21 protein-coding genes are annotated in these 21,014 nt (G+C 57.2%); 3 read left to right on the forward strand and 18 right to left on the reverse strand.

Annotation, left to right across the window (positions count from 1 at the left end):
- Positions 1–65: 65 nt before the first annotated feature.
- The 6 genes from PVA01S_RS09155 to xylA form a co-directional block, all read right to left on the reverse strand.
- The gene (locus PVA01S_RS09155; protein ID WP_054797518.1) at positions 66–500 is read right to left on the reverse strand and encodes a MerR family transcriptional regulator; all 435 of its coding nucleotides are present in this window, start codon (positions 498–500) and stop codon (positions 66–68) included.
- Positions 501–534: 34 nt separating this feature from the next.
- Positions 535–1,557, reverse strand: a complete 1,023-nt coding sequence (locus PVA01S_RS09160) for a medium chain dehydrogenase/reductase family protein (RefSeq protein WP_127607005.1) — start codon at positions 1,555–1,557, stop codon at positions 535–537.
- A gap of 143 nt (positions 1,558–1,700) precedes the next feature.
- A complete protein-coding gene (locus PVA01S_RS09165) occupies positions 1,701–2,402 on the reverse strand; it encodes a PIG-L deacetylase family protein (protein ID WP_127607007.1) in 702 nt (233 codons plus the stop codon).
- A gap of 39 nt (positions 2,403–2,441) precedes the next feature.
- On the reverse strand, positions 2,442–2,798 hold the full coding sequence (locus PVA01S_RS09170; protein ID WP_127607008.1) for an aminoacyl-tRNA hydrolase: 357 nt from the start codon (positions 2,796–2,798) through the stop codon (positions 2,442–2,444).
- 72 nt (positions 2,799–2,870) lie between these two features.
- Positions 2,871–4,361, reverse strand: a complete 1,491-nt coding sequence (gene xylB, locus PVA01S_RS09175; protein WP_127607010.1) for a xylulokinase — start codon at positions 4,359–4,361, stop codon at positions 2,871–2,873.
- 84 nt (positions 4,362–4,445) lie between these two features.
- A complete protein-coding gene (gene xylA, locus PVA01S_RS09180) occupies positions 4,446–5,759 on the reverse strand; it encodes a xylose isomerase (protein ID WP_127607012.1) in 1,314 nt (437 codons plus the stop codon).
- Between the two features lie 161 nt (positions 5,760–5,920).
- Here xylA and PVA01S_RS09185 point away from each other — a divergent pair, with 161 nt between their 5' ends.
- On the forward strand, positions 5,921–7,099 hold the full coding sequence (locus PVA01S_RS09185; protein ID WP_127607014.1) for an ROK family transcriptional regulator: 1,179 nt from the start codon (positions 5,921–5,923) through the stop codon (positions 7,097–7,099).
- 376 nt (positions 7,100–7,475) lie between these two features.
- Here the strand turns inward: PVA01S_RS09185 and ptsP are convergent, their stop codons facing one another.
- From ptsP to PVA01S_RS09215, 6 genes are read right to left on the reverse strand one after another with little or no spacing between them, the layout of a single operon-like run.
- A complete protein-coding gene (gene ptsP / locus PVA01S_RS09190) occupies positions 7,476–9,242 on the reverse strand; it encodes a phosphoenolpyruvate--protein phosphotransferase (protein ID WP_127607016.1) in 1,767 nt (588 codons plus the stop codon).
- A 1-nt stretch (position 9,243) separates the two neighbouring features.
- Complete coding sequence (locus tag PVA01S_RS09195) at positions 9,244–9,510, reverse strand: HPr family phosphocarrier protein (RefSeq protein WP_054797513.1); 267 nt, start codon at positions 9,508–9,510, stop codon at positions 9,244–9,246.
- A gap of 55 nt (positions 9,511–9,565) precedes the next feature.
- On the reverse strand, positions 9,566–10,030 hold the full coding sequence (locus tag PVA01S_RS09200) for a PTS sugar transporter subunit IIA (RefSeq protein ID WP_127607018.1): 465 nt from the start codon (positions 10,028–10,030) through the stop codon (positions 9,566–9,568).
- 33 nt (positions 10,031–10,063) lie between these two features.
- A complete protein-coding gene (locus PVA01S_RS09205; protein ID WP_127607020.1) occupies positions 10,064–11,452 on the reverse strand; it encodes a PTS fructose transporter subunit IIC in 1,389 nt (462 codons plus the stop codon).
- 34 nt (positions 11,453–11,486) lie between these two features.
- Positions 11,487–12,428, reverse strand: a complete 942-nt coding sequence (pfkB, locus tag PVA01S_RS09210) for a 1-phosphofructokinase (protein ID WP_127607022.1) — start codon at positions 12,426–12,428, stop codon at positions 11,487–11,489.
- Complete coding sequence (locus PVA01S_RS09215; RefSeq protein WP_127607024.1) at positions 12,421–13,209, reverse strand: DeoR/GlpR family DNA-binding transcription regulator; 789 nt, start codon at positions 13,207–13,209, stop codon at positions 12,421–12,423. The genes pfkB and PVA01S_RS09215 overlap by 8 nt, the downstream gene beginning before the upstream one ends.
- Positions 13,210–13,456: 247 nt before the next feature.
- On the opposite strand from PVA01S_RS09215, the gene PVA01S_RS09220 reads away from it, so the two are divergent.
- On the forward strand, positions 13,457–14,317 hold the full coding sequence (locus tag PVA01S_RS09220; RefSeq protein WP_127607026.1) for an aldo/keto reductase: 861 nt from the start codon (positions 13,457–13,459) through the stop codon (positions 14,315–14,317).
- Positions 14,318–14,369: 52 nt separating this feature from the next.
- Here PVA01S_RS09220 and PVA01S_RS09225 read toward each other — a convergent pair whose 3' ends face one another.
- Positions 14,370–15,362 (reverse strand): aldo/keto reductase, encoded by a 993-nt coding sequence (locus PVA01S_RS09225; protein ID WP_054797510.1) that lies wholly within the window; start codon positions 15,360–15,362, stop codon positions 14,370–14,372.
- 196 nt (positions 15,363–15,558) lie between these two features.
- On the opposite strand from PVA01S_RS09225, the gene PVA01S_RS26540 reads away from it, so the two are divergent.
- On the forward strand, positions 15,559–15,711 hold the full coding sequence (locus tag PVA01S_RS26540; protein WP_155613865.1) for a hypothetical protein: 153 nt from the start codon (positions 15,559–15,561) through the stop codon (positions 15,709–15,711).
- A 17-nt stretch (positions 15,712–15,728) separates the two neighbouring features.
- Here the strand turns inward: PVA01S_RS26540 and PVA01S_RS09230 are convergent, their stop codons facing one another.
- From PVA01S_RS09230 to PVA01S_RS09250, 5 genes are all read right to left on the reverse strand, one after another.
- On the reverse strand, positions 15,729–16,712 hold the full coding sequence (locus tag PVA01S_RS09230; protein WP_127607028.1) for an aldo/keto reductase: 984 nt from the start codon (positions 16,710–16,712) through the stop codon (positions 15,729–15,731).
- A gap of 334 nt (positions 16,713–17,046) precedes the next feature.
- Entirely contained in the window at positions 17,047–18,012 is a 966-nt protein-coding gene (locus PVA01S_RS09235; protein WP_127607029.1) for a siderophore ABC transporter substrate-binding protein, read from the reverse strand.
- 73 nt (positions 18,013–18,085) lie between these two features.
- Positions 18,086–18,844 (reverse strand): iron ABC transporter ATP-binding protein, encoded by a 759-nt coding sequence (locus tag PVA01S_RS09240; protein WP_127607031.1) that lies wholly within the window; start codon positions 18,842–18,844, stop codon positions 18,086–18,088.
- Entirely contained in the window at positions 18,838–19,782 is a 945-nt protein-coding gene (locus tag PVA01S_RS09245; protein ID WP_280531813.1) for an iron chelate uptake ABC transporter family permease subunit, read from the reverse strand. Before PVA01S_RS09245 ends, PVA01S_RS09240 begins: the two co-directional genes overlap by 7 nt.
- Positions 19,772–20,734: an ABC transporter permease gene (locus tag PVA01S_RS09250; protein ID WP_127607035.1), complete on the reverse strand. Its 963-nt coding sequence runs from the start codon at positions 20,732–20,734 to the stop codon at positions 19,772–19,774. Before PVA01S_RS09250 ends, PVA01S_RS09245 begins: the two co-directional genes overlap by 11 nt.
- Between the last annotated feature and the right edge of the window lie 280 nt (positions 20,735–21,014).

Raw genomic sequence — 21,014 nt, forward strand, 5'->3', positions numbered from 1 at the left:
CTGGCAGCCCATTGCCTGAATGCCTGTTATTGCTCACGAATACATAGGCTTCTCCATACAAAGGCTCAGTTCAGATGTTGCTCTCCTGATCCTCTAAACTTTTCGCCTCGTGAAATAAGCACATCTGAATAAAATTCAATCTTCTCTCTGGTCAGGGCCATGATCTCCGATAGCTTAGCCTGCTGCGCCTCCAGCTCGGTGTAATGCTGCTGCAGAATGTCCAGGCGATTCGTTACGGCGTCCGTGAGATCCTCGTTCCCCGATGGAGCCCGATCCAGCAAGCAGCCGTCCTTGACGAAAATGGCGATATGCGCCAAAGACATGCCGGTGTCCTTCAAGCTCAACAGAAAGCGGATAAAGCGCAAATCCTCTTCCGAATATAGCCGGGCTTTGCCCGGTCCGCGCCGGGCCGGCTCAGGCAGCAGCCGGATTTTCTCATAATAACGAAGCGTATAAGCGGTAATGCCTAAGCGCTCCGCAGCTTCCCCCACCGTCAGCATCTTGTAGCCTCCTTCACGGCTGCCCTATCTATCCTCACAAGCAGTCTACTATTATTTTACCGATTGTGCGGGAGGATTCAATAAGACGGTGGGCCTCGGCCGCCTCCTGCAGCGGGATCACAGCATGGACGACCGGCTTGATCCGGCCCTCGGACAACAGCTGCAGCAGCGCTTGCAGGTCCAGCCGGAACCACGACGGATGCTCTCTTTTCCATTGCGTGACGCTGTAAGCGGAGGCCAGCACCGGCTTCTCACTGTACCATTGCCCCTGGGAAAGCCGGGACCAGTCCCCCCGGAGCCGGGACGCAGCTTCGGCATCCGGTCCGGCCGTTAAGACGGAGGTGAAGCCAAAACCAACTAAAGCACCGCCCGGTCTTAACGTTTGAGCGGATCGCCGCCAATTGTCCCCCCCGATCGGGTCGAAAACAGCATCCACCCCGTCCGGGTACCGTTCAAGCACGGCTTGTACGAAATCTTCCGACCGGTAATCGATTCCCATGGCGCCGTAACCGCGGACCGACGCTAATTTCGGCTCGGAGGCCGTCCCGATCATCGTGAGTCCAAGCACTCGTCCCAGCTCCAGCAGCGCCGTCCCGACCCCGCCGGCAGCGCCATGAACAAGGATGCGGCGCATACCCTCCTTCTTCACGGCGCGATGCAGCAGCTGATAAGCCGTCACATAATTCAGCACGAGGCAAACGGCTTCATAAGGGTCTATGGATGCCGGGACAGGAATCGCATCCTGCTCGCGAACTCTTACATACCTGGAATAGGCGCCGGTACCGTCCAAGCAAAAGGCCACCCGCTCTCCCGCACGTAAACCGGACACCCCCTCCCCTACAGCTTCAATTCGGCCGACGCCGTCGTAGCCTGGGGTAAAAGGAGGCTTTGGCCCTCCGGGATAAACGCCTTTTCGCCGCATCACATCGCCAAGCGCCACGCCTGCGGCTTCCACTCGAATCAGCACCTCGCCGGATGCCGGAGCCTGCAAGGGTTCATCCATCAACCGCAAGACGTCGGCTTCTCCGTAAGCCGTCACGATCACTCTTTGATTCATCGTTCATCCTTCCCTTCCTGATTGGATGAACCGATCATACAAGTTAGAGTCAACTCGAAGTCAATACCTGATTGCAACGCACAAAATCCCCCGAATTCGCTCATCCCTAAGCGTCATGGGGGGATTTCTCCTTGAATCTGAGATTATGAGTTCAGACGATCCGTGATCCACGTCTCCGTCCGCTTCGGCCATGCTTCGCCCCGCTCCCACGCCAACACGAACGCCTCGTAGCGGCGCTGCTCGGGGAATGCGTCCAGCGGCCCGAAATACCGCTCGATCGCCAGAGCTTGCGAATCGTGTGCGCGCAAGGCTGCCGCCTTCACCGGCCAATACGGCTCCGTATCGAGACGAAACGCGGGCTGAACGCCTTTCTCGGCAAGCGGAGCCGACAAAATATAATACAGCTTCTCTACGTGCGGGCACCATCCGTCCAGCACCGCCTTCGTCGCAATGCGCGAGATCGCCATATGATCGGGGTGGTAGTTGCCTCCGTCTTCGGGGAACGTCACGACGACCGGCGAACGGTGCCGGTTCAGAAACCCGGCGACGCGCCGAACGAACTCCGCTTCGTCCGCCTCCTGCAGCTTACCGTCGGGATACGCGAGATGCTCCACCGCGGACAGCCCCAGAATTTCGGCCGCCCGGCTCATCTCCGCCTCGCGCAGCTCGGCAAGCTCCTCGTTGCTCAAGTGAGCGAACGCGCCGTTCTTTTTCCCGGCGTCTCCCTTCGTAGCAAGCAGCAGCACCGGGGCGTTCCCTTCATCAGCCAGTCGCCGGATCAAGGCGGCGCTTAGGAACGTTTCATCGTCGGGATGGGCAAATACCAATGCAATCGGCTCGGTCATCTCTTTCGGTTCTCCTTTCTCAACGGCCATAAGCGCCCGTTATAACAACTTGAGTCCGGATACGCTCTGCCCGGCAATGCTTTTCTCCATCGGGGGCAGAACAACGACGGTTAACGAGCCGGAAGGCACTTCCGTATGACCCGCGTCCCGAATGGACAAATAACCTTCGTCCGTTAGGCGCAGCAGCTCCCGCTCGCTTCCTTTTAACACGATTTTTTTCTGCCCTTGATTCAGCCATGCCTGGTACGTTTCGTGAGAGCCTTGATCTTGAAGCAGCACGTGCAGGGTCATCGTGGTCGCCGCATGCGCGACCTGTGCGGCAATCTTCCCCGCAGACATCGACAGTTCTTCATTGACGACGTAATATTGCACCAAATCGCGATTCGGAGACTGCATATCAAGGACTCCTCCCCATTAGTCATTTCCATTCCATTATAGACGGTTCGGGGAGGAACTCAAAATAAACGTTTACCGGTATGCCCGGAGGCGCTCGTTCATTTCCCGAGTGTGCGCATACACGCTTTTGTAAATCTCGAACAACCCGCGATACGTCTCCACGTTCGCCGGAATCGGCTCGAAGCGGCGATCATACGCAACGAACGATGCCGCGCATTCGCTTAAGGATGCGAACCAGCCGCAGCCGACGGCGGCCAGCATTGCCGCGCCCAGCGCCGGACCCTGCTCGTTCTTCAGCTTCACAACCGGCGCGCCGAAGATGTCCGCCTGCATCTGCAGCCACACGTCGTTCTTCGCGCCGCCGCCAATCGAAACGATCGTCTCCACCGCCATGCCCGCCGCCCGGAACCGTTCGAGCGACTCATTCAGCGAGAACGTTATTCCTTCCATCACCGCGCGGGTCAGGTGCTCCCGGCGATGCGAGCCGTCCAGCCCGACGAAGCTGCCGCGGATGACCGCGTCGGCATGCGGCGTGCGCTCGCCGACCAGATAAGGGGTAAACAGCAAGCCGCCCGCACCGGCCGGCACCTCCGCGACAAGCGACAAGAAGGAATCAAAGCTTTCGTCCGGCGCTATCGTCTTCTTGAACCAATCCAGACTGTAACCGGCCGCCAGCGTCACGCCCATCGCATAGAAGCCTTCCGGCTGCGCATGGTTAAAGAAGTGCAAAGCGCCCGCAAAGTCCTGCTCCCGCTCCTCATAGGCGAGGATCACGCCGGACGTCCCGATGCTGCACAGCGTCGCGCCTTTACCGACAATGCCTGCGCCTACCGCACCGCATGCATTGTCCGCGCCGCCGGCGAACACCTTCGTCGACGCCGCAAGCCCGGTTTGACCGGCTATTTCCGGCAGCAGGCCGCCGACATGCTCCATCGCTTCGGCAAGCGGCGGACACAGCTTCGGATCAAGGCCGAACGCTTCGCAAATGTCGGTACTCCACCGTTTGCCGATCACATCGAGCAGCAGCGTGCCCGCCGCGTCGGTTATATCCATGTGCAGCTTGCCGGTCAGCCGGTAACGCAAATAATCTTTCGGCAGCAGGAAAACCGCAGCCTTGGCGAACAGCTCCGGCTCGTGCTCCTGCACCCATAACAATTTGGGCAGCGTAAAGCCTTCAAGCGCCGCATTTTTCGTAATATCGAGCAGCCTGGACCCCAGTTTTGCTTCAATCGCCCGGCATTGCGGGGTCGTGCGCGTATCGTTCCACAAGATCGCCGGACGCAGCACTTGACCTTGTCCGTCGAGCAGCACCAGCCCGTGCATTTGCCCGGAGAAGCTGATTCCCTCCACCTGCTCCGGCTGAACGCCGCTCGTCTGGAGCAGCTCGCGCAGCGTGCCCAGCGTTTGCGTCACCCAATCTTCCGGGTGCTGCTCGCTGTACCCCGGCTGCTCATGCTGCAGCGGATAGGTTCTCGACGCTTCGCCGCAAATCATGCCCTTCTGATCGACAAGCAGCGATTTGACCGAACCGGTACCCAAATCGATGCCGATTACATAGCTCATGCTGGAATCCTCCCCGTTATTCGAGAAAAAAGGGACTGCAGCAGTCCCTTGCTTTCGTTATTCTTCATTCTAGTATACCGCTGCTTACACCGAGAACAGGTACTCGTTCAGCTGCGCTTTGATGAGCTCCAGCTTGCCGGATTTGTTGCGGATGCGGTCTTGGGCGAGCGCGTATTGCTCCAGCTTGCGGAAGTCCGTCGTACCGTTCACGATGTCGAGGCCGATACCGCTTTGGAACGAGCTGTAACGTTCGCTGACGATGTTCTCGAAGAAGCCGTCCTCGATCAATTTCGCCGCCACCTTCAACCCTTTGGCGAACGTATCCATGCCCGCAATATGCGCGTGGAACAAATCCTCCGGCTCGAACGACGATCTTCTCACCTTCGCGTCGAAATTGACGCCGCCGGAGCCGAGTCCGCCGTTCTTGAGAATTTCGTACATCGCTAACGTTACGGCGTACAAGTCTGTCGGGAACTCGTCGGTATCCCAGCCGAGCAGCAGGTCGCCCTGGTTGGCATCGATCGAACCGAGCATACCGTTGATGCGCGCGACGCGCAGCTCATGCTCGAAGGTGTGGCCGGCCAGTGTGGCGTGGTTCGCTTCGAGGTTCAGCTTGAAGTGTCGATCCAGGCCGTACTTCTGCAGGAACGCGATGGACGTCGCCGCATCGTAATCGTACTGGTGCTTGGAAGGCTCCTTCGGCTTCGGCTCGATCAGGAATTGGCCGGTAAAGCCGATTTCCTTCGCATACGCAATCGCCATATGGTAGAACCTCGCCAGGTTGTCGAGCTCCAGCTCCAGGTTCGTATTGAGCAGCGACTCGTACCCTTCGCGTCCGCCCCAGAACACGTAGTTTTCAGCGCCGAGCTCCACGGCGGTTTCCAGACCTTTTTTCACTTGAGCAGCCGCATAGGCATACACTTCCGCATTGGACGTCGTCGCCGCCCCGTGAACGAAACGCGGGTTCGAGAACATGTTCGCCGTGTTCCACAGCAGCTTCACGCCGCTCGTTTTCATGTGTTCTTTGATTTGCGCTACAATGACGTCGAGGTTCTCGTTCGTTTCCTTCAACGAATGGCCTTCCGGCGCAATATCGCGATCATGGAAGCAGAAGTACGGGGCATCGATTTTCGTGAAAAATTCGAATGCCGCTTCAACGCGGACTTTCGCGAGGTCAAGCCCGCTGTACCCGTTCCACGGCCGAATCGCCGTATCCGCGCCGAACGGGTCGCTGCCGCCGCCGGTCATCGTGTGCCAATAGGCCACTGCGAAGCGAAGATGCTCCTCCTGCGTCTTCCCGAGCACGACTTCCGACTTGTTATAGTGCTTGAATGCGAGCGGATTCCGGGACTGTTTGCCTTCAAACTGAATGCGATTCACCGTATTAAAATAAGCCATGGATAAGTCCTCCTTATCGGTTGGAGATGAATTGGCAACGCTTTCCTTTATCCTAACATGCTCAACTTAGTTTGTCTAGTAAACAAAGTAAGTTGATGTTTTATTTTTGTGAAAACGTGGTATGATGGAGAAAATCGACAACAAGTTCGTAAGGAGTTCGTATGAAAATTACCGGTGATCATCAGCTTATCAAAAAAATAAACACCTATATCGTGCTCGATACGATCCGGCGCGAGTTTCCGATTTCGCGCGCCGACATTTCGGCCAAAACCGGTTTGAACAAAGCGACGGTCTCGGGGCTTGTGAGCGAATTGATCGAAGCGCACTTCGTTACCGAAACCGGTCTCGGCGAATCGAGCGGCGGCCGCAAGCCCATGATGCTGCTGTTCAACCAGCAAGCCGGTTATGCGATCGGCGTCGATCTCGGGGTCAACTACATCCTCGCGATGATCACGGATCTGAGCGGCGCGATCGTCAAGGAGAAGAAGATCGAGCTCGCCGATCTCGAGGTGGAAGCCGTGACGGACAAGCTGAAGAGGACGATCCACGGTCTGATCAGAAAGGCGCCTCCCTCGCCTTACGGCATCGTCGGCATCGGCGTTGGCGTGCCCGGACTTGTCGACGATCAAGGGCGGGTGCTGTCCGCCCCGAACCTCGGCTGGGAGAACGTGCCGCTGCGCGACATGCTGCAGGCGGAATTCGGCCTGGAGGTGTCCATCGATAACGAAGCTAACGCCGGGGCGCTTGGGGAAAAAGAATTCGGCGCCGGTCGCGCCGTCTCGAACCTGCTCTATATCAGCGTCGGCATCGGGATCGGCGCCGGCATCATACTGAACGACGCGTTGTACCGCGGTGTATCCGGGTTCTCCGGCGAAGTCGGGCATATGATGCTCGCGCAGGACGGGCCCCGCTGCGGCTGCGGCAACCGCGGCTGCTGGGAGACGTTCGCCTCGGAGAAGGCGCTGCTGCTTCAAGCGAATAAGCTCCGGCTGGGCGACGAGCCAACGCCCCGCTTGCACGCGCTGCTGGCGGCGGCCAAACAGGACGTGACCGGGGTGCGCGAGCTGTTCGCGGACACGGGACATTGGCTCGGCATCGGGATCGCCAACCTCGTCAACGTGTTCAATCCCGCGCTGATCGTGATCGGCAACCGGATGTCGCTGGCGAGCGAATGGATCGCCGATAGCATCCACGAGTCGCTGGACACGCGCAGTCTCGCGTTCCACCGCAAGCACACCTCCGTCGCCTACTCGCAGCTCGGCATGGCATCGTCCGCGCTCGGCGCCGCATCGATGGCGATCGGGCACTTTTTCTCGAAGATGAAGGCGACTTGGGAGTAGCAGCGCCTCCGCACCAAATAGCTGAACGAGGATGCTCTATTCGCACTGAAGATCGGGTAACGTATGCCGCCATGCCAAAAACGCCGCCCCTCCGCCAAATTGGCGAAGGAACGGCGTTTTTGACGTGGACCAGCTGTTCAGGTCCTGCAAGCGGTGCCTCGCTTCCGGCAAACAGCATGCCGCTCGCACGCTGCATGCTCGCCGGACACCGCTCTGGAATCGAATTACAAATCATGATGTACACGCATTCCTATTCTCACCGGCAGACGTTTGCTGTTTTTTACCGCAAAATACCGCATCGGGCGGGCCAATCTGCAGCTCCTTCAAGCTTTGCGACGCCCACCCTGCATGCGCCGCCCAGCCCTTCCGACTCCGCCTAACCCGGCTGGCGCTGCTCCTCGGCCCCGAACTTCGTCTCGTAGAAATCCTTCGCCTGCCCGCGTACTTCCGCAGCCGTGTCGCTGTCGATAGCCCGCTCCAGCAGGGCGCGGCACTCCTCGGCGTGAAGCCGGGACAATGCGAACTTTTGCTTGGCGACGGACGCCGCGTCCATGCTCCACTCGTCCAAGCCCATGGCCAGAAGCAGCGGGGCGGCAAGCGGATCCCCGGCCATCGAGCCGCACATGCCGACCCGCTTGCCTTCGCGGTGCGCAGCGTCGATCAAGCTGCGGATGGAGCGCAGCACCGCCGGATGGAAATAATCGTACAAGTGCGCGACTTTCTCGTTCATCCGGTCGACGGCCAACGTATACTGCACCAGATCGTTCGTGCCGATGCTGAAGAAATCGACTTCCTTGGCGAACCGGTCCGCAAGTTGAATGACGGAAGGAATTTCAGCCATGATGCCAAGCTCAAGCTTCTCGTCATAGGCGATTCCAGCCGCCTTCAGCTCCTGCATCGCCTGCAAGGCCAGCGCCTTTGCCTCCCGAAACTCCTGCATCGAGGACACCATTGGGAACATGATCTTCACGCAGCCGAACGCGCTGGCGCGGATAATCGCCCGCAGCTGCGTCTTAAACAGCTCGCGTTCGTGCAGGCACAGCCGGATCGCCCGCATACCGAGGAACGGATTGTCCTCGTGCGGCAGGTCCCAGTAGGACAGCTCCTTATCTCCGCCGATGTCCAGCGTCCGAATGACGACCGGCTTGCCATTCCACTGCTCCACCATCCCCCGGTAGACACGAAACTGATCCTCTTCGTCCGGAAAGCCGTCCGCGTGCATGAACAGAAATTCGGTCCGGAACAAGCCGACGCCGTCCGCTTCTTCCGCGATCCCTTCGCGCATCTCTTCCGGCATGCCTACGTTAACCGCCAGCTCCACTGTGGTGCCGTCCGCCGTGCGGGCCGGAAGCCCGCGATATGCGGACAGCTTCTCGGCTGCAGCCTGCTCTTGCTCGAACTTCTCACGGTAGCTTGCGGTCGTCGCGGCATCGGGACACACGATGCAGACGCCTTCCGTGCCGTCCAGGATCAGCTCGTCGCCATGCTTCAAGGCGGCGAACGCCTCTCCTGTGCCGACAACCGCCGGAATGCCGAGCGAGCGGGACAAGATTGCCGTATGGGTCGTTTGGCCCCCGATACGGGTGACAAATCCGAGCACGGTTCGTTTGTCGAGCTGCACCGTAACCGAAGGCGTCAAATCTTCGGCGACCAGGATGACCGGTTCTTGAATAAACGACAAATCCGGGTACGACACTTGCTGAAGATGCGACATCAGCCGTTCCGCCACGTCTTTAATATCGTGAATGCGTTCTTTCACGTACGCATTGTTCATTTTCTCAAACACCGCACTAAGCTGGGCGACAACCGTCTCGACGGCTTTCTCCGGCGATGCCTGCTTGCGCTTAACCTGACTGACGATTTCACCATAAAACGCCGGATCGCTCAAAAAGCTCTTCTGCCCTTGAATGATCGCGCTCTTCTCTTTGCCCAGCGTCAGCTCCGACTTCGCGATGATCGCTTCCAGCTCGGCAACCGATTGCCGCTTCGCCTGCTCCAACCGCTCAAGCTCCGCGGGCACCTGGTCCGGCTCGATCCGCTCCGCGTAAGCGGCCCGCCCCTCTCCGGCCAGCGCATAAACGAATGCACGGCCGAAGCGGATACCTTCCGAAACGCCAATGCCTTGAATGCGTAATTCGCCCATCCTACTCACCGAACCCCGACTCGAACAAGCGGGCGATTTCGTCCGCCGCCTTCTCCTCGTCCGGCCCGTCGGCCGACAGCTTGACTTCAGCGCCTTTCTCCAGCCCGAGCGCAATAATGCCGAGCACGCTCTTCAAGTTCGCTTCCATGCCGCCTTCCGTCTCCAGAAAAATATCCGATTCAAATTGTATGGCCGCATCGGCCAGCGTTTGCGCCGGACGCAAATGCATGCCCTCTTCATTGATAATCGTAAGTATTCTTGATTGCATAGGGTGAAACTCCTCTCCACCTGGTTCTTCTTACGGTGTGATCTTTATCGCTTTCTTAAGAGAGCGCGCTTTCCAAAGTACGCAGCACGTCTTCCTCGGTCTTCGCTTCGCTCAGTTCGTTGCGGAAGCTTTCGTGAATCAGCTTCCGTGAGATCGACGCCAGAACGCGCAGATGCTCTTTGCCCGCTTCGGCCTGCGGAATCGCCAGCAGGATGATCAGTGACACCGGCTGCCCGTCAAGCGCGTTCCAATCGAGCGGCCGGGATAGCCGGGCGAATGCCAGCCCCGGCTTCACGACACCCGCCGATTTGCCGTGCGGAATCGCTACGCCGAAGCCGATTGCCGTCGACGCATGCTGCTCCCGCGCCTCCACATCGGCAAGAAACAGCGCCCGGTCGGTCACGTATTGCCCGGCTTCCATGCGGGCGGCCAGCTGTTCCAGGCAGTCTTGGCGGCTTGTCGCGTTCATGTCAAGGACGATCGTCTGGGTTTGAATCAAGTCGTTTGCGTTTGCACTCATTTGTAGGTTCCTCCTGGTAATTAAAAGTTAAAGTTAAGCGACTTTCTTCTTCAACATCATGACCGAAACTGCGGTGATCACCGTACCGACGGCGATCGCTGCGGTATAAGCCGCCAAATGCGTTACGGCGTTCGGAATCGCAAGGACGAAAATTCCGCCGTGCGGCGCCTGCAGCGTCGCGCCGAACACCATCGACAGTGCTCCTGTTACCGCCGAGCCAAGCATAATCGAAGGGATGACACGCAGCGGATCGGCTGCCGCGAACGGGATCGCGCCTTCGGTAATGAAGGAAATGCCCATGACGGAAGCTACTTTACCCGCATCGCACTCTTCCTTCGTGAACTTGTTCTTCGCGATCAGCGTCGCCAGCCATAAGCCGAGCGGCGGTGTCATACCCGCTGCCATGACCGCCGCCATCGGGCCGTATACTTGGCTCGCCAGCAAACCTACGGCAAACGTGTAAGCTGCTTTGTTAACCGGTCCGCCCATATCGAAGGCCATCATAGCCCCAAGCAGCAGCCCAAGGAAAACGGCGTTGGTCGAGTTCATGGCGGTTAACCATTGCGTTAAAGCGTCCATAATCGATTTAACCGGCGTTCCAATTACGTAAATCATAAGCAAGCCAACGATAAGCGTAGATAAGACCGGAATAATCAGAATCGGTTTGACGCCTTCAAGCGTCTTCGGCAGTTTAACAGCCGTCTTCAGCCACTGGGCGATGTATCCGGCTAGGAAACCGGCAATAATCCCCCCCAAGAAACCCGCGCCGAGCTGACTGGCCAGCATGCCACCGACAAGGCCTGGCGCCAGGCCGACCCGGTCGGCAATAGAGAAGGCGATAAAGCCCGACAGAACCGGTACCATCAAAGCGAATGCCGCGCCGCCGCCGATGCTCATCAGCGCTGCAGCCAGCGTTCCTTCTTCCTTAAAAGCGTTGATGCCGAATATGAACGACAGCGCGATAATAATCCCGCCTGCAACGACGAGCGGCAGCATATTGGATACGCCCGTCATCAGGTGCTTGTAAAAGCCTGTACGCTTCGCGCTGCGCTCCTGCTTCGCCCGCTCGACCTTTGCGGCATAGTCGGCGCCGCCTGCCGCAGCGCTTGGCGATACGGCCTGCATCGAAAGTGCTTCCTCGATAAGACCGATCGGATTTTTGATGCCTTCGGCAACGCCCGCCTTCACGACCGGCTTGCCGGCGAAACGCGATTCCTCCACGTCCGTATCCGCCGCGATGATAATCGCATGCGCCGCTGCGATTTCCTGCTCGGTGATTTCGTCCTCCACGCCAAGCGCGCCGCGTTTCTCAACCTTCAACTCCACGCCTTTCTCTGCGGCCGTTTTGAGCAAAGACTCAGCAGCCATATACGTGTGGGCAATTCCGGTAGGGCATGAAGTAACCGCCAACAATTTTTTCATAGGAGATCCCCCTTCAAGATATAACTTCGTTTCCTTACAGAGCTTGAAGCTGTACCTGATTCACATGCCTTTCAATTTCTTCGAAGGTGCTTACCTGCGTTCCCGGCTTGCTTGCGGTTAACGTCCCAGCCGCCGCACTCCAGCGCGCCAGCTCCGGGAGCGGACGGTCTGCGAGCAGCGCGTGCGCCATGACGGCCACCATTGAATCTCCGGCTCCGACCGTGCTGAGTGCCTCGATCGGGAACGGACGGACGCGGTACGTTTCCGTTTCATTCATGACGATCGCGCCCTGCGCGCCCATCGAGACGAGCACAACCCGGATGCCCCGGTTCAGCAGGGAACGTCCGGCTTCGACGATATCGCGATCCGTCTCCAGCTTTGCGCCCACCAGCTGCTCAAGCTCGAACTGATTGGGCTTCACCGCATACGGGATGGCTTCGATCCCCGCAGCCAACGCCTCGCCGTCCGCATCCAGAATCGTCTTGACGCCGAAGCGGTGCGCCGTCCTGATGTAATCGTAATAGATCTGCGTATCGACGCCTTTAGGCAGGCTGCCTCCCAGCACCATCACTTCCGTTTCCGCGAGCAGCGCTTCCAAATTTTGATTCAGCGCTTTCAACGCTTCAGGAGCGATGTCGAAGCCCGGCTCATTAATCTCCGTCGTGACCCGCTTCCAGGTGTCCACCAGCTTCATGTTCGTGCGCGTTTCCCCAGCCACCTCAACGAATTCCGTGCGGATGCCGATTCCCTCCAGCTCCCGCCTGATGCGCGAGCCAAGCGTACCTGCCAGAAATCCGGCCGCGGTCACGCGAACCTGAAAGCTTTGCAAAATGCGCGCCACGTTAATCCCTTTGCCGCCGGGATCAAGCCGAATTTCTTCAGCTCGGTTCAAGCCTCCGACCTGGAGGGAGGGTAATAGCACCGTTTTGTCCATCGACGGATTTAATGTGACCGTTACCACCTGTTGTCTACCCATCTCCGAGCTCCTTCCCGGCCTCAACCGCATAAACCTCGATCCCCCGCGCCGTTAATGCCTCCATGAATTCACCGGGCATTCCGGCATCGGTAATACAGACGTCGATGTCGCTCCAATCGGCGAAACGCGAGAAGCTGACCTGATTCGCTTTACTGCTGTCGCTAAGCAGAATGACGCGGTCCGCGCGGCGAATCATTTTGCGCTTAATATCCGCTTCCATCAAGTTCGGCGTCGTCAGTCCTTCCTTCAAATCCATGCCGTTGGTCGCCATGAACGCTTTGTCAACCTTGATCATGTCGAGGCATCTTTCGGCGAACGGACCAACGAGCGACATGACGCCAGCGCGGTAAGCGCCGCCCAGGACAATGAGCTCGATGCCGAGAGGCAGGTTGACGTCTTGAGGCAAAATGATCGAGTTGGTCACAACCGTCAACTTCTGAAACGCTTCCAATTCGCGAAACATGTAGTACGTCGTCGTGCCTGCATCAAGCAATATCGTGTCGCCGTTGCGAATCATCTCCGCCGCCTTCGCCGCAATGGCTTTCTTCTCAGCGGTGCGGGAAATTTCTTTCTCCGAGAAAGACGGCTCGAACATGACGCTTTTCACGGATATAGCGCCTCCGTGCGTACGCTTCAGCAGCCCGGCCTCCTCCATCTCCCGCAAGTCCCGGCGGATCGTGGATTCGGAAACTTGATACAATTCGCATAATTCCTGCACATCGACGCTTTTTTTCTCTTCCACTAACGATAAAATATTATTTTTTCTTTCTTCTCCGAACAATGGGTTCGCCCTCCGTTTGCTTGTTTGTGGACGATTCGATCACAAAATCGATCGTTTGTGATCGTTTTATATATATAACGATTATAAACGGTCATATTTTCGCTGTCAATCGGTCATTTTGGGAAATCATGTAAACATCCGCGCGCATCCAAGCATTTCCCCTCTCCCCTGTTGCTTTCTCGAAGAAGATAGGATAGCATACGGACAACACCCATTTTTTTCAAAATAATTGAAGGAGTGAGTACGCTTGGAACAACGGGATTTCGGAGCGACCGGACGACGGTTTCCGCTCCTCAGCTTCGGCGCGCAGCGCATAGTGGACGAACACGGCTGCACGGAAGAAGAAGCGGTTCGCATCATTAACCGTGCCATCGACGAGGGCATCACCTACTTCGATACGGCGCCGCGCTACTCCAACGGGCAGTCCGAAGAGCGGCTTGGCCTCGTACTGAAGCATCGCCGCAGTGAGGTGTGGGTCGCAACCAAAACGAACGACCGCACCCGCGACGGCTCCTGGAAGCTTCTGGAGGCTAGCTTGAAGCGGCTGCAAACGGACCGCGTCGACGAATGGCGCCTTCATAACATCATGACGTTCGAAGAGCTGGAGCAATGCTTCGCCAAGGGCGGCGCACTCGAAGCGCTTCGGGAAGCGAAAGAACAAGGGCTCGTCGGCAAGCTCAGCATCAGCGGACACACGAATCCGCGTGTCCAGCTCGAAGCGATTGAGCGGTTTCCGTTCGATAGCGCGCTTGTCGCGCTATCTGCGGCGGACCATCTCATCTACAGCTTTGCTCACGAATTTCTCCCCAAAGCGCAGGAGAAGGGCGTCGCGGTCATCGGCATGAAGGTGTTCGCCCTCGGCAAGCTGGCGCCTTGGTACGAACAAGCGCTTCGTTATACGCTTTCGCTGCCGATCTCGACCGCAATTGTCGGCATGGAAACGATGGAGCAGCTGGAACGAAACTTAAGCGTCGCCCGGAGCTTCCAGCCGATGTCCGACATCGAACAGCTCGAATTTTTGAAGGAAATCGCGCATCTGGCCACACCGGACGTGCTTCGCTGGAAAGCAAGCGCGTGGATGTCCGGTGAATGGCATCACAGGCCATAACACGACTTCGCCCTCCGACCGTTCAGTGAACGTTCGGAGGGCGTTTTCGATTTTAGCCTTTCAAGATATTGTCTATCTGCTGAAGCTCCTCGTCCGTAAAAGCCATATTGGCAAGCGTACCGACTGCGTCATCGATTTGGCTGACTCTGCTCGCGCCGATCAAGGCGGAGGTTACCTTTCCACCGCGAAGCACCCAAGCGAGCGCCATTTGCGACAGCTTTTGCCCGCGCCGACCGGCAAGCTCGTTCAGCTGGCGCGTCTTCGCCATCACCGCTTCGGTCAGCTCTTCCGGCTTCAAGAAGATACTAGCCCCGGCGGCTCTGGAATCCGCGGGGATGCCTTGGAAGTAGCGGTCCGTCAGCATCCCCTTGGCAAGCGGCGAGAACGCGATGCAGCCGATCCGCTCTTCCTCCAGCACGTCCAGCAGACCTTCCTCGATCTTACGCTCCAGCATCGAATACCGCACTTGATGAATCAAGCAGGGCGTACCCAGCGACTTCAAGATCGCGGACGCTTGCCGTGTCTGTTCCGGGGAGTAATTGGAAAGCGCCACGTATAACGCCTTCCCCTGACGAACAACAAGGTCCAACGCGGCCATCGTTTCTTCCAACGGTGTCTCGGGGTCCGGCCGGTGATGGTAGAAGATATCGACGTAGTCCAGGTTCAGCCTTTTCAAGCTTTGATCGAGGCTGGAAATCAAATACTTCCTGGACCCCCAGTCGCCGTAAGGCCCCGGCCACATGTAATAACCGGCTTTGGTCGAGATGACCATTTCATCCCGCAGATGCCCGATATCTTGCTTCAAAATCCGCCCGAAGGTTTCCTCCGCCGAACCGGCCGGCGGCCCGTAATTGTTGGCCAAATCAAAATGCGTAATCCCGAGATCGAACGCCCGGCGCACCATCGCGCGTCCGTTCTCGTAGCTGTCACCGCCTCCGAAATTGTGCCACAGGCCCAAGGATATCGCCGGAAGCTTTAACCCGCTAGCCCCGCTCCGATTGTAAACCATCGTCTCGTACCGTCGTTCATTTTCCAAATACCGCATCTGCTCACTCCCCTTCGGATTGAATCCTTCTATTGTATGCCAAAGCGCGCGGACAAGCCAAGCTATTTGGCGACGACGGCTGCATCCCCGGCAGCCCTGAGGTCGTTCCCGCGATAGACGGGCACTGTTCCTGTCCGCAAGCGGGCGAAATGCCGAACGGTCTCCCGGCATCGAGATCCCGCATGGCGGCATTCCTATGTACTGCATGACCGACGAAGACCAGCAGGCGATCAAGCAGCCGGCGGACACCATAGCCCAGTCCCCCCTACAGCAAGCAACCGCCCGGATCGCGGACGGTTGCTTGCTGTACCCGGAGAAGACTCCGGTTTCCGGTTTCAGTCATGGCTAAAGCTTGGTGTATCCGGTTTAGTAAGCTCCGCGAATAAACGCATGGACTTCCTGCTCGTAGAAGGCGCGCAGGCGCGCAAGCTCCTCCTTCGAAAAAGGCCTTGCGCCCGAAGCGCCGAGATTGTCCTCCACCTGCCGTACGTTCTTAAAGCCCGGAATGACGCAAGTGACGTTCGGATTCTCAAGAATCCAGCGCATGGAAGCCCGCGCCATATTCCCGCGTCCTTCCGCGATCCATGCGAGCTTCCGGGACAGCGCTACGCCCTTGTCGAACGGCAGGCCGGCGAATGTTTCACCAACGTTGAACTGCTCGCCGTTCGCGTTGAAGCTGCGGTGATCGTCCGCCTCGAATGTGCTGCTCTCCGTAAATTTGCCGGTCAGCAGACCGCTCGCAAGCGGAAGTCGCGCCAGGATGCCTACGCCCGCTTGCTTCGCTTGCGGGAACAGCACTTCGGCCGGCTTCTGGCGGAACAGGTTGAAGATGACTTGCAGCGCTTTGACGCCGGGGACGCTCAGACAGAACAAGCCTTCCTCCACCGTTTCGACGCTGACGCCGAAGTGGCGGATTTTTCCTTCCTGCTGCAGCTGGCGCAGCACTTCGAACACCTGACCGTCCTGCAGCACGGCCAGCGGCGGACAGTGAATCTGATACAGATCGATCCGCTCGCGGCGCAGCCGTTTTAAGCTGTTCTCACAGTAAGCGCGAACCGATTGCTCCGAGTAAGTAGCCGGATCGTGGATGTCGCCGGCGCGGCAAAATTTCGTCGCGATGTGGATGTCGTCTTCCCGGCCGCGAGTCGCTTGCGCGAGCAGTTCCTCCGCGTGTCCGCCGCCGTACACATCCGCCGTATCGAAGAAGTTGACGCCCGCTTCCATCGCGCGCTCCAAGCCCCGTATAGACTCTTTGTCGTCCTTCTGACCCCAGCTTCCGCCGATGGCCCATGTGCCAAAGCTGATTTCGCTGACCCTCAGTCCGGTATCTCCCAATTGACGATAATTCACTCGGTTCCCCTCCGTTATTTCAAATGGCATTCGATGCGCTCCAACGCGCCGGCCGAAAGCTTGATGGCCGACGCCTTCGCGTACTGCTGAACCTGCTCCTGGCGGGCTCGCGCCGATAAGCGCCAGTCTTATTCATTGTACCATGATTCACCCATTCCCAGCCAAAAATTACCTTCTTATTATCCGCGCCTGCCGGCTCCACAATCCGTCCGAACACCCACCCGCTCGTCCGCAGCGCAGTTCAACAAAATCGTCTCCGCACCGAACATTTCCGGCACTTCCGCACATGCCAAAGAGGCCGGGAGCTAGTCCCGGCCTCGGCCTTCCAATCCAATTACTTCAAGCCTTTCTCCACCTCTTGCACCATGCCTGCAACGGAGACCAACCCGCCGCCCGACAAGTACCAGTAGTTCGGATCGAGGTACACGATATTACCATCCTTGAACGCTTTCGTATTTTTCACCAGCTCGTTCTCAACCACCTGCTTGGCGGCCGCGTTACCTGAAGCAATTGCCGCATCGCGGTCGACGACGAACAAGTAGTCCGGATTTTTCTCGGCGATGAATTCCGGTGAAATGCTTTGGCCGTGCGGCGTCGAAGAATCGATCTTGTCGTCCACCGCTTTGAAGCCGAGCACGTCATGAATGAGTCCGAAACGGGAGCCTGGGCCGTATGCGCTCAATTTACCGCCGGTAGCCAGTACGATCAGCGCATTCTTGCCGCTGGCCGATGCAACGTCTTTCACTTTCTTCACCGTCTCGTTCACTTTCGCGAGCTCTTGATCCACAGCTGCCTGCTTGTCGAACACATTTCCGAGCGTCTTCATGTTCTCCGTGAACGAATCCATGTAACGCTTGTTATCGACGCCCACAAACACCGTTGGCGCGATCTTCGAAAGCTCGGCATAAGCGGCCTGCTGCCGTCCGGAGATGAGAATCAGATCGGGGCCGATCGCGTTGATTTTCTCGAAATCCGGCTCGGTCAAGCTGCCGACGTTCTTATACTTCGCCGCATCTTTATACTTCTCCAGGTAAGGCGGGATGTTCGCTTGCGGCACGCCCGTCACTTCGACGCCGAGCTTATCGAGGGAATCCAGAACGCCGAAGTCGAACACCACGACCTTCTTCGGATTTTTCTTCAGCTTCGTTTCGCCGAGCTGATGTTTGATCGTCAGCTCTTCGACTGCCGGCGCCTTAGCCGGCTCCGACCCGGTCGTTTTGGCCGCTTCGCCGGCGTTTGACGAACCGTTCGTTCCGCACGCGACGGCAAATACCGCCATCATCACAACAAGTACAAACATGGACAACTTTCTTCTCAATTTGCTCACCTCAATAAATTTTTTATATATAAAATGATGAGAATCATTTTATTATTTAAGCGAAATAAACGCATATACGCTGCCCATCGATCTGCTCGATCGGGATGTCCATCTCATACACATGCTTCAGTACCGCGGTGTCGATGATCTCTTCGGTCGGCCCTTCCTTCACGACGCGGCCGTCCTTCAGCGCTACGATATAGTCCGAGTAACAGGAGGCGAAATTGATGTCATGAATGACCAGCACGATCGTCTTGCCCAGCTCCTCCACCATACGCCGCAGCACCTTCATAATTTGTACGGAATGCTTCATATCGAGATTGTTCAGAGGCTCGTCGAGCAGGATGTACTCGGTGTTCTGCGCCAGCACCATCGCGATGTGGGCCCGCTGCCGCTGACCGCCGCTCAATTGATCGAGATATTTGTTCTGCATGTCCGCTAGATCCATGTAAGCGATCGCCTCGTCGACATGACGATTGTCTTCTTTCGTCAGCTTGCCCTGCGAGTAAGGAAAGCGGCCGAAGCTAACCAGCTCCCGTACGGTTAAACGGAGGTTGATATGGTTCGTTTGCTTCAGAATCGAAATTTTTTTCGCCAAATCGCCGGTTCGCCACTGCCCGATTTCCCGGCCGTCGATATAGACCTCGCCGCTGTCCTTCGTAAGGAGACGGCTCACCATGGAGAGCAGGGTGCTCTTGCCGGCGCCGTTCGGACCGATGAACGAAGTGATTTTTCCTTTGGCGATCTTGACGGATACGTTATCAACGACGGCTTTGTTTCCGTACCGTTTCGAAACCTTCTTGACTTCTACCACTTTTTATTCTCCTTTAATAGAAGATAGATAAAGTAAATGCCGCCGACCAGGTTAATCATGACGCTGATCGTGGTAGAGAACGTGAATACTCTCTCCACCAGCAGCTGGCCGCCTACCAAAGCGATGATGCTGATCAGCGTGGAGCCTAGAATCAAATACCGATGGCGGTACGTGCGGAGAAACTCATGCGCGACGTTCGCAACAAGCAGGCCGAGGAAGGTAATCGGTCCGACAAGCGCGGTCGAGACGGAGACGAGAATGGCTACGACGATCAGCAGCCTTTTGACCACATGATCGTAATCGATCCCCAGGTTAACCGCATGGTCGCGTCCGAGCGACAGCACATCCAAATATTTGGCGAATTTCGTAAAATAAGCAGTCGTGAGCGCCAGCAGAAGGATCGCCAGCCACAGCAAGTCCGTGTTCATCCGGTTAAAGCTGGCGAACATGCGGTCCTGCACGATCATGAACTCGTTCGGGTCGATCAGCACTTGCATGAAGGAGGTGAAGCTCGTAAACAGCGTGCCGAAAATAATGCCGATCAGCAGCAAAAAGTAAATGTTTCGCCCTTCCCGCTTCAACACCAGCTTATACAGCACGCCGGAGAACAGCACCATCAGCCCGATCGACAGCAGAAAATGCGAATGCTTGCTCATCATCGTCAAGGTGGATGCGCCGAACGCGAACACGACGAACGTTTGCATCAGCAAGTACAGCGAATCGAGGCCCAGGATGCTCGGCGTCAGGATGCGGTTGTTCGTAATCGTCTGGAACACCATCGTCGAGAGAGCGATCGAACCCCCGGTCAGTACGATGGCTGCGATTTTGACGCCGCGTTTGGGCAGCACGTAGTCCCAGTTGCCGCCGGACTGGATGACCATGAATGTCACGATCAGCGCGACGGTCAACGCAGCGAGAATCCCTAGCTTAGCCTTCATGTTGTTCATGCGCCTTTCTTCTCAGAAGTAAATAAAGAAAAATGCCGCTGCCGATAACGCCGACTGTCAGGCCGATCGGAATTTCGAACGGATAAATGAGAATGCGGCCGAGCACGTCGCAGAACATGACGAACACCGCGCCGAGCAGCGCCGTCGAGAACAAGCTTTTGCGCAGATGATCGCCTTGAAACATCGTCACGATGTTCGGGATAATCAGGCCGAGGAATGGAATCATGCCTACGGTTAGAATGACGACGGAAGTAACCAGCGCAACAAGCACCAAGCCGATATTGACGACCTGCTTGTAATTCAGCCCCAGATTGACGGAAAACTCTTCGCCCATGCCGGCCACCGTGAACCGGTCCGCGAACAGGTAAGCGACGATGACAAGCGGGATGCTGATGTACAACAGCTCATAGCGTCCTTTCATCACCATCGAGAAATCGCCGTGCAGCCAAGCGTTCATGCTCTGAATCAGATCGTACTTGTAGGCGAAGAAGGTGGTGAGCGAACCGACGATGCTGCCGAACATGAGCCCGACGAGCGGAATGAAGATCGCATCCTTGTATTTCACTTTGTCCAATATTTTCATGAAAATCAAAGTGCCGGCCAGCGCGAACACGAACGCGACGAGCATCTTCACAATCGGACTGGCCGAGGCAAACAGGAGCATGGCGACCAGAATGCCGAGCCTTGCGGAATCTTCCGTGCCGGCCGTCGTCGGCGAGACGAATTTATTACGGCTAAGCTGCTGCATAATGAGACCGATAATGCTCATGCTTACCCCGGCGATGATGAGGCTGATCAACCGCGGAATCCGGCTGATCGCAAGCACTTGCGCTTGCGCCTCCGTTAAGCGGAACAGATCAAGCGGCGAAATGTCTTTGACCCCGATGAAGACGGAACAGAACGATAAAACGATAAGCGTTGGGAGCAGGTATCTTATTCTCATGTGTCATTCCCTCGAAAATGATAATCATTATCGTTCCATATTGTTGCATGAATCTACAGGTACTGAAATGGATTTTTCTTTTTTTCAGCATGGACTTTTCTTTAGAGGCAGGGGTGGAGAGGATGCAAAAACCGCTCAGGCGATAAGCCGCCGAGCGGTTGTAGAAGGGCTGCCGGTTGCCGGCATTAGAGTAAAGGGCAGAAAGCTACACGGGGGCTTGGCCCCTCCCGTGACCGGACTTTCACCGGTTAGAAGATGCGTGCCACTGGGCACGCAGAGT

Source organism: Paenibacillus validus NBRC 15382 (assembly GCF_004000985.1).
Taxonomy (GTDB): Bacteria; Bacillota; Bacilli; order Paenibacillales; family NBRC-103111; genus Paenibacillus_G; species Paenibacillus_G validus.

Coding starts and splice junctions, on each gene's coding strand:
- PVA01S_RS09250 (WP_127607035.1), bottom strand. CDS start 20,734: ATGAGAATAAGATACCTGCTCCCAACGCTTATCGTTTTATCGTTCTGT.
- PVA01S_RS09235 (WP_127607029.1), bottom strand. CDS start 18,012: ATGTTTGTACTTGTTGTGATGATGGCGGTATTTGCCGTCGCGTGCGGA.
- PVA01S_RS09205 (WP_127607020.1), bottom strand. CDS start 11,452: ATGAAAAAATTGTTGGCGGTTACTTCATGCCCTACCGGAATTGCCCAC.
- PVA01S_RS09195 (WP_054797513.1), bottom strand. CDS start 9,510: ATGCAATCAAGAATACTTACGATTATCAATGAAGAGGGCATGCATTTG.
- PVA01S_RS09225 (WP_054797510.1), bottom strand. CDS start 15,362: ATGCGGTATTTGGAAAATGAACGACGGTACGAGACGATGGTTTACAAT.
- PVA01S_RS09245 (WP_280531813.1), bottom strand. CDS start 19,782: ATGAAGGCTAAGCTAGGGATTCTCGCTGCGTTGACCGTCGCGCTGATC.
- PVA01S_RS09165 (WP_127607007.1), bottom strand. CDS start 2,402: ATGACCGAGCCGATTGCATTGGTATTTGCCCATCCCGACGATGAAACG.
- pfkB (WP_127607022.1), bottom strand. CDS start 12,428: ATGGGTAGACAACAGGTGGTAACGGTCACATTAAATCCGTCGATGGAC.
- PVA01S_RS26540 (WP_155613865.1), top strand. CDS start 15,559: ATGTACTGCATGACCGACGAAGACCAGCAGGCGATCAAGCAGCCGGCG.
- PVA01S_RS09155 (WP_054797518.1), bottom strand. CDS start 500: ATGCTGACGGTGGGGGAAGCTGCGGAGCGCTTAGGCATTACCGCTTAT.
- PVA01S_RS09170 (WP_127607008.1), bottom strand. CDS start 2,798: ATGCAGTCTCCGAATCGCGATTTGGTGCAATATTACGTCGTCAATGAA.
- xylB (WP_127607010.1), bottom strand. CDS start 4,361: ATGAGCTATGTAATCGGCATCGATTTGGGTACCGGTTCGGTCAAATCG.
- PVA01S_RS09200 (WP_127607018.1), bottom strand. CDS start 10,030: ATGAGTGCAAACGCAAACGACTTGATTCAAACCCAGACGATCGTCCTT.
- ptsP (WP_127607016.1), bottom strand. CDS start 9,242: ATGGGCGAATTACGCATTCAAGGCATTGGCGTTTCGGAAGGTATCCGC.
- xylA (WP_127607012.1), bottom strand. CDS start 5,759: ATGGCTTATTTTAATACGGTGAATCGCATTCAGTTTGAAGGCAAACAG.
- PVA01S_RS09185 (WP_127607014.1), top strand. CDS start 5,921: ATGAAAATTACCGGTGATCATCAGCTTATCAAAAAAATAAACACCTAT.
- PVA01S_RS09160 (WP_127607005.1), bottom strand. CDS start 1,557: ATGAATCAAAGAGTGATCGTGACGGCTTACGGAGAAGCCGACGTCTTG.